At 66.2% G+C, this 13,564-nt stretch carries 10 protein-coding genes; 5 read left to right on the top strand and 5 right to left on the bottom strand.

Annotated features, from left to right (window positions below):
* The first annotated feature begins 143 nt into the window (after positions 1–143).
* From SA190iCDA_RS04940 to SA190iCDA_RS04920, 5 genes are all read left to right on the top strand, one after another.
* Positions 144–2,471 (top strand): Tex family protein, encoded by a 2,328-nt coding sequence (locus SA190iCDA_RS04940; protein WP_070884628.1) that lies wholly within the window; start codon positions 144–146, stop codon positions 2,469–2,471.
* A gap of 3 nt (positions 2,472–2,474) precedes the next feature.
* Complete coding sequence (locus tag SA190iCDA_RS04935) at positions 2,475–2,864, top strand: PaaI family thioesterase (protein WP_070884629.1); 390 nt, start codon at positions 2,475–2,477, stop codon at positions 2,862–2,864.
* Between the two features lie 310 nt (positions 2,865–3,174).
* On the top strand, positions 3,175–4,755 hold the full coding sequence (gshA, locus tag SA190iCDA_RS04930; RefSeq protein WP_070884630.1) for a glutamate--cysteine ligase: 1,581 nt from the start codon (positions 3,175–3,177) through the stop codon (positions 4,753–4,755).
* Between the two features lie 130 nt (positions 4,756–4,885).
* Positions 4,886–5,110, top strand: a complete 225-nt coding sequence (gene rmf / locus SA190iCDA_RS04925; protein ID WP_070884631.1) for a ribosome modulation factor — start codon at positions 4,886–4,888, stop codon at positions 5,108–5,110.
* Between the two features lie 142 nt (positions 5,111–5,252).
* Entirely contained in the window at positions 5,253–5,711 is a 459-nt protein-coding gene (locus SA190iCDA_RS04920; protein WP_070884689.1) for a MarR family winged helix-turn-helix transcriptional regulator, read from the top strand.
* Positions 5,712–5,918: 207 nt separating this feature from the next.
* Here SA190iCDA_RS04920 and SA190iCDA_RS04915 read toward each other — a convergent pair whose 3' ends face one another.
* The 5 genes from SA190iCDA_RS04915 to SA190iCDA_RS04895 all read right to left on the bottom strand — a co-directional run bounded on the left by SA190iCDA_RS04915 (position 5,919) and on the right by SA190iCDA_RS04895 (position 13,241).
* Positions 5,919–7,658 (bottom strand): acyl-CoA dehydrogenase family protein, encoded by a 1,740-nt coding sequence (locus tag SA190iCDA_RS04915; RefSeq protein ID WP_070884632.1) that lies wholly within the window; start codon positions 7,656–7,658, stop codon positions 5,919–5,921.
* Between the two features lie 25 nt (positions 7,659–7,683).
* The gene (locus SA190iCDA_RS04910) at positions 7,684–8,922 is read right to left on the bottom strand and encodes a thiolase family protein (RefSeq protein WP_070884633.1); all 1,239 of its coding nucleotides are present in this window, start codon (positions 8,920–8,922) and stop codon (positions 7,684–7,686) included.
* Complete coding sequence (locus SA190iCDA_RS04905; RefSeq protein WP_070884634.1) at positions 8,919–10,775, bottom strand: feruloyl-CoA synthase; 1,857 nt, start codon at positions 10,773–10,775, stop codon at positions 8,919–8,921. Before SA190iCDA_RS04905 ends, SA190iCDA_RS04910 begins: the two co-directional genes overlap by 4 nt.
* Before the next feature lie 111 nt (positions 10,776–10,886).
* Positions 10,887–12,335, bottom strand: coding sequence for an aldehyde dehydrogenase (locus SA190iCDA_RS04900; protein ID WP_070884635.1), 1,449 nt, complete (start codon positions 12,333–12,335; stop codon positions 10,887–10,889).
* A 75-nt stretch (positions 12,336–12,410) separates the two neighbouring features.
* Positions 12,411–13,241, bottom strand: coding sequence for a p-hydroxycinnamoyl CoA hydratase/lyase (locus SA190iCDA_RS04895; protein WP_070884636.1), 831 nt, complete (start codon positions 13,239–13,241; stop codon positions 12,411–12,413).
* Between the last annotated feature and the right edge of the window lie 323 nt (positions 13,242–13,564).

Genomic DNA, 13,564 nt, shown 5'->3' with positions numbered 1-13,564 from the left:
ACTTCCGCCTGATTCACGGTCTGACGGCGGTCAAAGACGGATGGCCTGAGCGCAGCTTTGCGTGGCTATAATGTGCCGTTTTATCGTCCGGCTCATCATGAGCGAGGCCGGTTTTAGTCGTTTCAAGGTGGATTCTTCTTTCTATGCTCAGCATCAACAACCGTATCGCCGAAGAACTGGGCGTGCGCCCCCAACAGGTCGCCGCCGCCGTCGCCCTGCTCGACGAAGGCTCCACCGTGCCGTTCATCGCCCGTTACCGCAAGGAAGTCACCGGCAGCCTCGACGATACCCAGCTGCGCAACCTGGAAGAGCGCCTGCGCTACCTGCGTGAACTCGACGATCGCCGCGCCAGCATCCTGGCCAGCATCGAGGAACAGGGCAAGCTGACCCCCGAGCTGAGCCGCGAAATCAACCTCGCCGATACCAAGACCCGCCTCGAAGACCTGTATCTGCCCTACAAGCAGAAGCGCCGCACCAAGGGCCAGATCGCCCTGGAAGCGGGCCTTGGCGAGCTGGCCGACGCGCTGTTCAATGATCCGAGCCTGACGCCGGAGAGCGAAGCGGCGCGCTTTATCGATGCCGAGAAAGGCTTCGCCGATACCAAGGCAGTGCTCGAAGGCGCCAAGTACATCCTCATGGAGCGCTTCGCCGAGGACGCCAGCCTGCTCAGCAGCCTGCGCAGCTTCCTCAAGGACAATGCCACCCTGAGCGCCCGGGTGGTCGCCGGCAAGGAAAACGAAGGCGCCAAGTTCCGCGACTACTTCGAGCATGACGAGAAGCTCAAGGGCGCACCGTCGCACCGTGCCCTGGCGATCTTCCGGGGCCGCAACGAGGGCATCCTCACTGCCAGCCTCAAGGTCGGTGAGGAGCTACCCGGCACCCTGCACCCGTGCGAGGGCATGATCGCCGAGCGCTTCGGCATCGCCAACCAGGGCCGCGCCGCCGACAGATGGCTGGCCGAAGTGGTGCGCTGGACCTGGAAGGTCAAGCTCTATACCCACCTGGAAACCGACCTGCTCGGCGAGCTGCGCGAAGGCGCGGAAGACGAGGCGATCAGCGTATTCGCCCGCAACCTGCACGACCTGCTGCTCGCCGCGCCGGCCGGCCCGCGCGCGACCCTGGGCCTCGACCCAGGCCTACGCACCGGCTGCAAGGTGGCGGTGGTCGACGCCACCGGCAAGCTGCTCGATACCGCCACCGTCTACCCGCACGCCCCGCGCAACGACTGGGACGGCACCCTCAACGTGCTGGCCAAGCTGTGCGCCAAGCACGGCGTCGACCTGATCGCCATCGGCAACGGCACCGCCAGCCGCGAGACCGACAAGCTGGCCATCGAGCTGATCAAGAAGTACCCGGGCCTGAAGATGACCAAGATCATGGTCAGCGAAGCCGGCGCCTCGGTGTACTCGGCCTCGGAACTGGCGGCCAGGGAATTCCCTGACCTCGACGTGTCGCTGCGCGGCGCGGTAAGCATCGCCCGTCGCCTGCAGGACCCGCTGGCCGAACTGGTGAAGATCGACCCGAAATCCATCGGCGTGGGCCAGTACCAGCACGATGTGTCCCAGCTCAAGCTGGCGCGCAGCCTGGACGCCGTGGTGGAAGACTGCGTGAACGCCGTGGGCGTGGACGTCAACACCGCCTCCAGCGCCCTGCTCGCGCGTATTTCCGGCCTCAACGCGACCCTGGCGCAGAACATCGTCGCCCACCGCGACGCCCACGGCGCCTTCAAGACCCGTGATGCCCTGAAGAAGGTTCCGCGCCTGGGCGACAAGACCTTCGAGCAGGCCGCCGGCTTCCTGCGCGTGATGAATGGCGACAACCCGCTGGATGCCTCCGCGGTGCACCCGGAAACCTACCCCCTGGTACAGCGCATCGCCGCCGACACCGGCCGCGACATCCGCTCGCTGATCGGCGACACGGGCTTCCTCAAACGCCTGGATCCGAAGAAATTCACCGACGAAACCTTCGGCCAGGTGACCGTCGGCGACATTCTCAGCGAGTTGGAAAAACCCGGCCGCGACCCGCGACCCGAGTTCAAGACCGCCGAGTTCCAGGAAGGCGTGGAAACCCTCAAGGACCTCGAGTTGGGGATGATCCTCGAAGGCGTGGTGACCAACGTGACCAACTTCGGCGCCTTCGTCGATATCGGCGTGCACCAGGACGGCCTGGTGCATATCTCGGCGCTGTCCGAGAAATTCATCAAGGACCCGCACGAGGCGGTCAAGGCCGGCGACGTGGTCAAGGTCAAGGTCATGGAAGTGGACATCCCACGCAACCGCATCGCCCTGTCGATGCGCATGAGCGACACCCCGGGCGAGAAGGTCGAAGGCCCTCGTGGTGGCGCCCGACAGGGTGGCGGCAAGGGTGGCCAGGCGCCGCGCAGCGAGCGTCACTCCGGCCAGGACAAACCGGCTCCGGCCAACGCCGCCATGGCTTCGCTGTTCGCCAACGCCAAACAGCTGAGGAAGTAAGCGATGAGCCAACCCGCGGACGAGATCGGCAAGAGCAGCGCCTTCGGGCGCCTGCTCGGCCTCAAGATCGTCAAGGCCGAGGCCGGCGAGGCGATCATCGCCCTGAGCATGCACGACGGCCTGCGCAACCTGCACGGCAAGCTGCACGGCGGCGCGCTGTTCTCGCTGATCGACACCGCCATGGGCCAGGCCAGCCACAGCCTGACCGATGGCGAGCCGAGCAGCGTGACCCTGGAGTGCAAGGTCAACTACATCCGTGGCGTCACAGAAGGCGACCTGAGCTGCCGCGCCTGGGTCATCCACGCCGGCCGCCGCACCCAGGTGATCGAAGCCGAAGTGCACCAGCACGACAAGCTGGTGGCCAAGGCCCAGGCCACCTTCGCCTGCCTCTAAGAACCTGTTCACGATCTGCTGCGCGTCGGCGTTCCTGCGTTAAAAACAAGCTCGGAATGCTCATCTACAGCTCGTAAACTCCGCTTCCTCGCTTGTTTTTTGCGGGGGCCCCTTGTATCGCTCTAGCTCGCGAGATCGTAAACAGGCTCTGAGCCCGCGCATCACGCGCCGTGCGGCCTCGAAAGCCGCCGGCACATGTCGCTAGAGTGCACGCACTCTTCGCCAGACGACCAACGTCAGCAATTCGCCCCTTGTAGAGTCCAGCGTCCACCCCCATATTGGGGCGACCGCTGCGTGAAGGAATGCAATCTTGAGCGACCTGTTCTCCCGCCGTCTGGCCCTGCTCGGCGAGCATGCCAACCTGTCCCTGCTCTCCCAGTGCCTGCACGGCATCGAGCGCGAATGTCTGCGCGTCGATGAAAGTGGCCGACTGGCCCTGAGCGGGCACCCGGCCGCGCTGGGTTCGGCGCTGACCAATGGGCAGATCACCACGGACTATTCCGAATCCCTGCTCGAGTTCATCACCGCCACGGCGGTGGACCCGGGCGAGACCCTGGCCGAACTCGAGCGCATCCACCGCTTCGTGTACAGCAAGCTCGACGGCGAGTACCTGTGGAGCCCGTCGATGCCGGGCCCGCTGCCTGAAGAGGAGGTCATTCCGATCGCCCGTTACGGCAGCTCGCACATCGGCCAGCTCAAGTACGTGTACCGCAAGGGCCTGGCTCTGCGTTACGGCAAGACCATGCAGTGCATCGCCGGCATCCACTATAACTTCTCCCTGCCGGAGCCGCTGTGGGCCCTGCTGCAGCAGGCCGAAGGCGACAAGCGCAGCGCCCGCGACTATCAGTCGTCGCGCTACATCGCGCTGATCCGCAACTTCCGCCGCTACAGCTGGCTGCTGATGTACCTGTTCGGCGCTTCGCCGGCGCTGGACAAGAACTTCATGCGTGGCCGCCCGCACCAGCTCCAGGAGCTGGACGCCGACACCCTGTACCTGCCCTACGCCACCAGTCTGCGCATGAGCGACCTGGGGTACCAGAGCGAAGCCCAGGCCGGACTGACGCCCTGCTACAACGACCTGGCCAGCTACACCGACAGCCTGCGCCAAGCAGTCGGCACGCCCTACCCGCCCTACGTGAACATCGGCACCAAGAAAGACGGCGAATGGCTGCAGCTCAACACCAACGTGCTGCAGATCGAAAACGAGTACTACTCCAACATCCGCCCGAAGCGCGTGACCTATAGCGGCGAGCGGCCGATCCAGGCACTGATGGCCCGTGGCGTGCAGTACGTCGAGGCGCGCTGCCTGGACATCAACCCCTTCCTGCCGATGGGCATCGACCTCGCCGAGTCGCGCTTCCTTGACGCCTTCCTGCTCTACTGCGCCCTGCAGGATAGCCCGCAACTGAGCAACGGCGAATGCGGCAACTGTTCGGACAACTTCCTCAAGGTGGTCAAGGACGGTCGTCGCCCCGGCCTGCACCTGCAGCGCCATGGCGCGCCAGTGGTCCTGCAGACCTGGGCCCACGAGCTGCTCGACGGCATCGAGGCGATTACCGAGCTGCTCGACCGCAGCCAGGGTACAGACGTCCACGGCGCGGCCCTGCTTGCCCAACGCGCCAAGGTCGACGACGCCAGCCTGACGCCGTCGGCCCAGGTACTCACCGAGCTGCAGAAAGGCGAAAGCTTTGCGGCATTCTCCCTGCGCCAGAGCAAGCGCCACGCCGAGCACTTCCGCAGCCAGCCATTGAACGCCGAGCAGCAGGCCGAATTCGAGCAGGCCGCCCGGCAGTCATTGCAGGAACAGGCCGAACTCGAAGCCCACGAGGAAGGCGATTTCGACAGTTTCGCCGCCGCCTACCAGGCCAGCATCCTCTCCCTGGCCGTGTGAAACCGGGGCCTGGCCCGCGACGACTGCGTCACAAAAAAAACCAATGGTCATAAATCCGGGACAGGTGGCCCGGCTTAGCCGAGCGGATTTGGCTAGGATGGATTGCAAGCACTCTTTGCGAATCCCTCTCATGAGCCACCGCGACAACACGCAACACTGGAGCCTGGAAAGCCTCACCAAGGCCTACCAGCAAGGCTATATGGCAGGGCTGGCCGGGCACCCCTCCGACACCCTGCCCTTTGCTGACAGCATGCCCGCTGCCGCCTGGGAAGCCGGCTGGGTCGATGGCGAAGGCCAGCGCAAGCTCAGCGCGGAAAAGCTCAGCCGCGCGCCTGACACCAAGAAGCGCGCCTGACAGTCCGGTGCTCCGCCTCTACGTAACAGCGACCTCGTTCGGCCACCCGGCAGCGGCGCTGGCCAGTTAACGCGCCGACGTGCAAAATGCTTAATTCGCTTAACTGAAGAAGCCGCCTGCCATGAGCAACACCTCCAGCCAGATGGACACCTCGACCCAGCCCAACCAGGGGGGCGATGGGTTGCCTGAAAGCTGGCTGGACACCCTGGTGGGCTACGCGCTGCGCCGTGCCCAGCTGAAAGTGTTTCAGCACCTGGTCGGCAACCTGGCCGAGCACGACCTGCGCCCGGCGCAATTCACCGCCATGGTGATCATCGACAACGAGCCGGGGCTAATGCAGGCCGACCTGGCGCGCCAGCTGGCCATCGAGCCACCGCAACTGGTGCCACTGCTCAACAAGCTGGAAAGCCGCGGCCTGGCCCAGCGCGTACGTGGCGTGCAGGACAAGCGGGCCTATGGCGTGTTTCTCACCAAGGCCGGCATCGCCCTGCTCGGCCAGCTCAAGGCCATCGCTGTGGCCAGCGACGAAGCGGCCACCGCCGCCTTGGACGAAGATGAGCGTGCGCAGTTGTTGCGGTTGTTGCATAAGGTCAATCGGTAAGATGCCTTGTGAGAGGCGGCGAGTAGCATGGTGGACCGGTAAAAGGCAGAAGCGGACATTGAGCTTCAAGCCTCAAGCTGCAAGAACAAGCTAGAGCACTGCGGACTGCTTTTAACCTGGAGCTTGCAGCTTGCAGCTTGCGGCTGCTTCCGCCACATTTTTGCCGTTTCCTCTACACGCCAAACATCGGCGAACAGAGAGCGACCGTCAAGCCAGAAACCCCAACGTCGCCCGCGCGACATTGATCCGGGCGATGCGCAAATCGCTTTCCGGCATTAGATAGCTGAAGAAGAACGTCGCGCCATCGAGCTTCTCCTGATACCAGGGATCATTCGCCAGCAGCGCATTTGCCAGGCGCGCCGAGCGCGCCCAGGCGTAGGCCAGCAGCGCCCAGCCGAGCAGGTGCAGAAAATCCCCGGCGATCCGGTACGGGAATTCGGCGTCGCCCTCGGTTTGGTTGAAGATGCCTTTCACCAAGACACGCAACTTCGCGCCCAGCGCACTCAGCTGTTCGGCATACGCGCCACCCGCCGCCGTTTCCTGCTCGAACACCGCCAGCAGCTCCTCCAGCGCCACGCCACCATCGTCCAATACCTTGCGCAGCAGCAGGTCGTTGGCCTGAATCTCGTTGCTGCCCTCGTAGATCATGGCGATACGGCTGTCGCGCAGGGTCTGCTCGATGGCGTACTCGCTGATATAGCCGTAGCCGCCAAACACCTGCAGCGCCTCGCTGGCCAGGTGAAAGCCCTGATCGGTAGAGAACGCCTTGATCACCGGCGTCAGCAGCCCGGCCAGGCGCGCCGCCTGTTGGCGCTCGGCTTCGAGCACGGCGTGCTCGGCCTGGTCGAGCAGGTGCGCGCCCCAGTAACCGATAGCGCGCAGGCCCTGGCTGACGGTACGCAAACGCAGCAGTGCCAGGCGCATGGCCGGGTGATAGTGGATCGGGTCGGCAGGCGCGGCGGCGACGCCCTCTGGGCGGCTGGGCGCGCGCATCTGCCGGCGTTCGCGGGCGTAGTCCGCGGCGTTCTGCCAGGCCGCCTCGGCATGCCCGAGCCCTTGCAGACCGACGTGCAGGCGCGCCGAGTTCATCATCACGAACAGCGCCGCCAGGCCGCGATTCGCCTCGCCGATCAGCCAGCCCTGGGCGCCGTCGAAACTCAGCGAGCAAGTGGCGCTGCCCTTGATGCCCATCTTGTGTTCGATGCCGTCGCAACGCACGGCGTTGCGCCTGCCGTCGTCCAGCCGTTTGGGCACCAGGAACAGGGAGATGCCGCGGGTGCCCGCCGGCGCCTCCGGCAGGCGCGCGAGCACCAGGTGCAGGATGCCGTCGGTCAGGTCGTGCTCGCCGCCGGAAATCAACAGCTTGCTGCCGGAGAGGCGATAAGTGCCGTCGTCCTGGGGTTCGGCGCGGCAACGCAACAGGCCCACATCGCTGCCGGCCTGGGGTTCGGTCAGGCACATGGTGGGCAGGCTTTCACCGCTGACGATGGCCGGCAGGTAGCGCTCCTTGAGTGGCTGCGGGGCATGAGCCTGCAGGCACAGGTAAGCACCGTGAGCGATGCCGGTATACATCGCCCAGGCATGATTGCTGGCGTAGAGCATTTCCTGCAGCGCCGCGTCCAGCAGCTGTGGCAGGCCCTGGCCGCCGTGCTCGGGAGCGCAGGCCAGCGCGGGCCAGCCGCCTTCCATAAAGGCGCGATAGGCGGCGGCGAAACCCTCTGGTGTGCTGACCTCGCCGTCCTGCCAGCGGCAGCCCTGCCGATCCCCGCTGGCATTCAGCGGCGCCAACACACCGGAACTGAAGCGCGCGGCTTCCTCCAACACCTGCAAGGCCAGGGGCAGATCGACCTCGGCGAAAGCCGGCAACTCAGACCAGGCTGCAGGCGCCTGCAGCCAGTGTTCGAGGACGAAACGCATATCGCGCAGCGGCGCCTGGTACTGCCACATGATGAACCTCGCAAGGGTAGAGACGTCAGGCGCGATAGCCTGGGTTTTCGATCAGCAGCGCCATGCCCTGCCCACCACCGATGCAGGCCGCGGCAATGCCGTAGCGCCGATTGGCGTCGCGCAGTTGCCGCGCCAGGGTCATCACCAGGCGCAGGCCGGTAGCCGCCAGTGGATGACCGAGGGCGATGGAGCCGCCGCGCTGGTTCAGGCGCGCAGGATCCAGTTCCAGCGCCTGGCTGACCGCCAGCACCTGAGCGCTCTGGGCCTCGTTGATTTCCAGCAGGCCGATCTCATCGAGCCCCAGGCCGCTGCGCTGCAGCAACAACCGAATGGCCGGTGCGGGACCGATGCCCATGATCTCTGGTGGCACGCCAACCACGCTGGAGGCACGCAGCAGCGCCAGGGGCGAGCGCGTGCAGTCGGCGGCTCGACCGACCAGCGCCGCTGCCGCGCCATCGACCACCGCGCAGCTGTTGCCGGCGGTTTGCACGCCGCCGGGGTGAATGGCGTTCAGGCGCGCCAGCGCCTCGGCATCGGTGGGCCGCGGGTGGCTGTCCTGCGCCACCTCGGCTACCCGCCTGGACAGTTCGATGCTGCGGGCCTGGTAGCCGCCCAGTTCGAAGCGTTCATTGCCGACGGCAACGATCTCCTCGGCCAGCCAGCCGCTGTCGCGGGCCTGCAGGGCGCGCTGGTGGCTGCCAAGGGCATAGGCGTCCACCTGCTCGCGGCTGATGCCGTGTTCAACGGCCAGGCGCTCGGCGGTAGCGATCATGTCCACCCCCGGCGCCGGATCCAGCAGGGCTTCCCAGAGAAAATCCTTGAAGCCGACCGGCGCGCCGAGGCGAAAGCCCGCCCGGTGTTCATAGCTGGCAATCGGGTTGCGCGACATCGACTCGCTGCCCACGCACAGCGCCAGCTGCCCGCCAGACTGCAGATGCATGGCACCCTGGCGCAGCAACTCCAGGCCGGTACCGCAGATGCGCTGCACCGCCAGCGCCGGCACCTGCTGCGGCACGCCGCAGTACAGGCCGATATGCCGCGGCAGCAGGTAGGCATCGAAGCTGGCCTGGGCCATGGAGCCGGCCAGTACGCTGTCCACGGCTGCCGGGTCGAGCCCGGCGCGGGCCAGCACGGCGCGGCCGACCTTGATGCCCAGGTCGATGGGCGAGACCTGGGCCAGCGGCCCGTTCAGATCGCTCCAGGGCGTGCGCAGTGCCTCGATGACGGCGACATCCGCGAAGCTGCTGTACTGGCCGCCACTCACGCGTTTTTCTCGGCGCGCAGGATCGACTCGTCATGGCCGCGGTACAGCCCTTCGACCTGCTCGGCGCGCCACTGCAGCACGGCACGCTGGTTGATCGAGCCCTTGTCGGTGATCTCGCCGCGGTCGATGGACGGCGCCTGGCTCATCAGGGCGATCCATTCCAGCCGCGTGGCATTGCCGGTGGCGTCGCGATTGAGGCGCTGCAGCCAGTCGGCGAACCAGCCACGTACCGGGGCGCTGGCCAGCATCTCGGCGTCGCTGGCCTCCGCCGCCAGCCCGGCCAACTGCCGACATTCGTAGAGGCGCGGGAATACCAGCAGCCCCAGGCATTCACGGTCCGGCGCGGCGACCACCACGTCCTGCACATAGGGCGAGCCTTCGAGCACCGCGCGGTTGCGCAGCGGGCCGACGCTGACGAACACCCCGGACGACAGCTTGAAGTCCTCGGCGATGCGCCCGTCGAACATCAGGCCCAATTGGGGATCGTTCGGGTCGGCCAGTTTGAGGGCGTCGCCGGAGCAGTAGAAGCCGTCCTCGTCGAACACCGCGGCGCTCTGCTCGGGCGCGCGCCAGTAGCCGGGCATGATGTGCGGGCCGCGGAAGCGCCCTTCCAGCTTGCCGTCGACCGGTACCAGGCGCACTTCGCAACCCGGCGCCGGCAGGCCGACGTAGCCGGCCATGGACAGCGGCCCGGTGGTGAAGGTGCAGGACGGCGATGCCTCGGTCATGCCCAGCCCGGCCATCATGCGGATGCGCTCGCCACAATGCTGCTCGGCGATGCGGTCGAGGCGATCCCAGATACTCTGGGACAGCCCGGCGGCGGCGAAGAAGAACAGCTTGATGCGCGCGAAGAAGCTTTCGCGCAGCGTCGCGTCCTGCTCCAGGGCGTTGACCAGCTCCTCCCAGCCCTTGGGCACGGTCAGGTAGGCGGTCGGCGAAATCTCGCCCAGGTTGCGCAGGGTCTCGGCCATGCCCTGGGGCGTCGGCTTGCCGTCGTCGAGGTAGAAGGTGCCGCCGTTGTACAGCACGATGCCCAGGTTGTGGCTGCCGCCAAAGGTGTGGTTCCACGGCAGCCAGTCGACCAGCACCGGCGGCTCTTCGCCGAATACCGGGAAGGTCTGCAGCAGCATCTGCTGGTTGGCGCAGAGCATGCGCTGGGTGGTGATCACCGCCTTGGGCAACTTGGTCGAACCGGAGGTGAACAGGAACTTGGCGATGGTATCGGGGCCGGTGGCGGCGAAGGCGGCTTGCGCCTCGGCGCCACCGGGTTCTGCCAGCAGGCTGGCGAAATCGAGGTTGCGCCGGCCCGCCACTTCACCGTGCACGGTGATCACCGGCACCTCGGCGGCCATCACCGCGTCGATGGCGCGCTGGTAGGGCGCGGCGTTGTCGACGAACAGCAGGCCAGGCTGCAGCAAGTCGCAGACATGGCGCAGCTTGGCGTAGTCCTGGGAGAGCAGCGAATAGGCCGGCGATACCGGGCAGTAGGGAATGCCTGCGTACAGGGCGCCAAGGGCCATCTGCAGGTGCGGCAGGCCGTTGCCGGAAAGAATCGCCAGGGGCCGCTCGGCGCTCAGGCCGAAGCCGAGCAGGCGTTGGGCGATGGCCCGCACCGCCTCGAGCATCCCGGCATAACTGGTGTGCTGCCACTCGCCGTTCTCGCCGCGCACGGCCAGGAAGGTCTGCTGCCCACGCACCTCGGCCCAGTGCACCAGGCGATCGAGCAAGCGCTCGGGCAATGGCGCCAGCGGTTCCAGCGAGCGCATGTGCAACACGCCCTGACGTTCGCTGACCTCAACGGCCGGGCGGCCGATGGACACCTGGCGATAACGCGGTCCGGTATCGGAGTTCACTTTGCTTCTCCACGCGGGCGACTCGGGTCGCCACTATTGTTCTTGTCGGGGCGCCGTGATCGCCCCTCGCAAGAGGCGACCGGCACACGCAGGAATGCAGCAATGGTTTGACTAGATCGGGTAGTGCCGCGGGCCGTTCTGCAGGGTCACCCAGCGCAACTGGGTGAATTGCTCGATGGCCGACTTGCCGCCAAAGCTGCCGTAACCACTGGCCTTGACGCCGCCGAAGGGCATCTGCGCCTCGTCGTGTACGGTCGGCCCGTTGATATGGCAGATCCCCGACTCGACCCGCTGGGCCAACGCCAGCGCGCGGCTGGTGTCGCGGCTGAAGATCGCCGCCGACAGGCCGAACTCGGAGTCGTTGGCCAGGCGCAGCAGTTCTTCGTCACCGCTACCGCGCAGCACCACCGCCACCGGCCCAAAGGACTCCTCGGCGTACAGGCGCATGGCCGGGGTGACGTTGTCGAGCAGGGTCGCCTGCATGATGCTGCCTTCGACCTGGCCACCGGCGACCAGCCGCGCGCCCTTGCCGACGGCGTCGTCGATCAGGGCCCTGATGCGCTCGCCCGCCGAGGTGTCGACCAGCGAGCCGAGCACCGAGGCGCTGTCGGCCGGGTTGCCGGCGCGCAGGGTGGCGATCTTCGCCGCCAGCTTGGCGACGAAGGCATCGGCCACCTTGCTGTCGACCACCAGGCGCTCGGTGGACATGCAGATCTGCCCCTGGTTGAAGAAGGCACCGAACGCCGCGGCTTCGACGGCGGCGTCCAGGTCGGCATCGTCGAGCACCAGCAGCGGCGCCTTGCCGCCCAGCTCCAGCAGCGCCGGCTTGAGATGGCGAGCCGACAGTTCGCCGACGATGCGCCCGACCTTGGTCGAGCCGGTGAAGTTGACCCGCCGTACCACCGGGTTGGCGATCAGCCGCTCGACGATCGCCGCCGCGTCGGCCGGGGCGTTGCTGATCACGTTGACCACGCCGTCACCCAGGCCCGCATCCTGCAGCACCTGGCCGATCAGCCGGTGTACCGCGGGGCTCAGCTCGGACGCCTTGAGCACCACGGTGTTGCCACAGGCCAGCGGCATGGCGATGGCGCGGGTGGCGAGAATCACCGGGGCGTTCCATGGCGCGATGCCGAGCACCACGCCGCAGGGCTGACGCAACGCCATGGCGAAACTGCCTGGCACGTCGGACGGAATCACCTCGCCATGGATCTGGGTGGTCAGCGACGCCGCCTCGCGCAGCATGTTGGACGCCAGGTGCACGTTGAAGCCGTACCAGTTGGCCATCGCCCCGGTTTCCCCGGCAGCGGCGATGAATTCGCCGGCGCGTGCCTGCATCTCCCCGGCAGCCTTGAGCAGGCGTGTACGCCGCTCGTTGGGCGCCAGCGCGGCCCAGGCGGTAAACGCGGCCTGGGCGGCGGCCACTGCGGCATCGGCATCTTCCAGGGTGGCGGCGGCGACCCGCGACACCACCTCGCCGGTTACCGGGTTGTGGCGTTCGAAGGTTCGTCCATCACGGGCGGGGCACGACTGGCCACCGATCAGCAGGGGCACGTCCAGCATGATGATTCCTCATTGTTGTCGTTGTAGGAAACGCTCGCCGCGTCGTGGCGCACGCCGCACGACAGGGCCAGGCGATCAGCGCTTGTAGGCCTGCAGACCGGGCTTGATGGTCTTGTCGTCGAGGAACTGCTTCATGCCCTGCTCGCGACCGCCCTCTTCGTCGAGCAGGCGCGACTGGTCGAGCTTGGCGTACAGGTAATCCTCGTTCTGCTCCCAGGTCAGCTCGCGGCAACGCTTGAAGCCATGCTTGGCGGCACGCAGCACCACCGGGTTCTTTTCCAGCAGGTTGCGCGCCAGTTCCAGGGTGGTTTCGCGCAGCTGCGCCAGGGGCACGCTTTCGTTGACCAGGCCCATCTCGGCGGCTTTCTTACCGTCGAAGGTCTTGCCGGTCATGATGTAGTACAGCGACTGGCGGTGGCCCACGGTGTCGGCCATGGCCTTGCTGACCAGGTTGCCCGGCGGGATGCCCCAGTTGATTTCGGAGAGGCCGAAGGTGGCTTCGTCAGCGCAGATCGCCAGGTCACAGGCCACCAGCGGACTGAAGCCGCCGCCGAAGCACCAGCCGTTGACCATGGCGATGGTCGGCTTGGCGTACATGCGCAGCAGTTTCCACTGCCATTGCGAGGCTTCGCGGCGGATCTTCTCCTGGAGGATCTCCGGGCCGGCATCCACTTCGCGGAAGTATTCCTTGAGGTCCATGCCCGCAGTCCACGACTCGCCGGCGCCGGTCAGCACCAGTACCCGGGCCTCGGCGTCCTGCTCCAGCACCTCGAGGATCTCGACCATCTCGCGGTTGAGGGTCGGGCTCATGGCATTGCGTTTTTCCGGACGGTTGAGGGTGACCCAGGCGATGCCTTCTTCGACATCGACCTTGACGGTGTGCCAGCGGCCTTCGTACTTGCTCATGGGGTGTGCTCTTGTTTTGGTTGTCGATGAACAGAAGCTAATCCTGAAAAATAGTTATGTCAATTAACTATTAATTAAAATCACCATCTCTGCCGAATTCGGACATTCGCCTGGCAGAGCCGCCCATTCGCAGGCCGAATAACCTCGAACAGTTCACGCTGCCGCTTCGCTATAGCCAAAGGCTTACACGCCGGTGCGCCGGTTCGCTCTGGTGGCACCCCGACCCACGCCGTAATCTATACCCATACCTGCAGCACAGGACGTGCTCAGGGTCATGGATGACGTGACCATAGCCAGGATGGCAGCCGACAGGACGTTGGCAT

Origin of the sequence: Pseudomonas argentinensis, from assembly GCF_001839655.2 — a bacterium.
In the GTDB taxonomy this organism is placed as follows: Bacteria; Pseudomonadota; Gammaproteobacteria; order Pseudomonadales; family Pseudomonadaceae; genus Aquipseudomonas; species Aquipseudomonas argentinensis_B.
This window is presented reverse-complemented; position numbering and strand designations above follow the sequence as displayed.

Excerpts from the sequence above, each read along its gene's own strand:
- rmf (WP_070884631.1), top strand. The coding sequence starts at position 4,886 with ATGAGCCACCGCGACAACACGCAACACTGGAGCCTGGAAAGCCTCACC.
- SA190iCDA_RS04915 (WP_070884632.1), bottom strand. The coding sequence starts at position 7,658 with ATGTGGCAGTACCAGGCGCCGCTGCGCGATATGCGTTTCGTCCTCGAA.
- SA190iCDA_RS04895 (WP_070884636.1), bottom strand. The coding sequence starts at position 13,241 with ATGAGCAAGTACGAAGGCCGCTGGCACACCGTCAAGGTCGATGTCGAA.
- SA190iCDA_RS04900 (WP_070884635.1), bottom strand. The coding sequence starts at position 12,335 with ATGCTGGACGTGCCCCTGCTGATCGGTGGCCAGTCGTGCCCCGCCCGT.
- SA190iCDA_RS04940 (WP_070884628.1), top strand. The coding sequence starts at position 144 with ATGCTCAGCATCAACAACCGTATCGCCGAAGAACTGGGCGTGCGCCCC.
- SA190iCDA_RS04935 (WP_070884629.1), top strand. The coding sequence starts at position 2,475 with ATGAGCCAACCCGCGGACGAGATCGGCAAGAGCAGCGCCTTCGGGCGC.
- SA190iCDA_RS04920 (WP_070884689.1), top strand. The coding sequence starts at position 5,253 with ATGGACACCTCGACCCAGCCCAACCAGGGGGGCGATGGGTTGCCTGAA.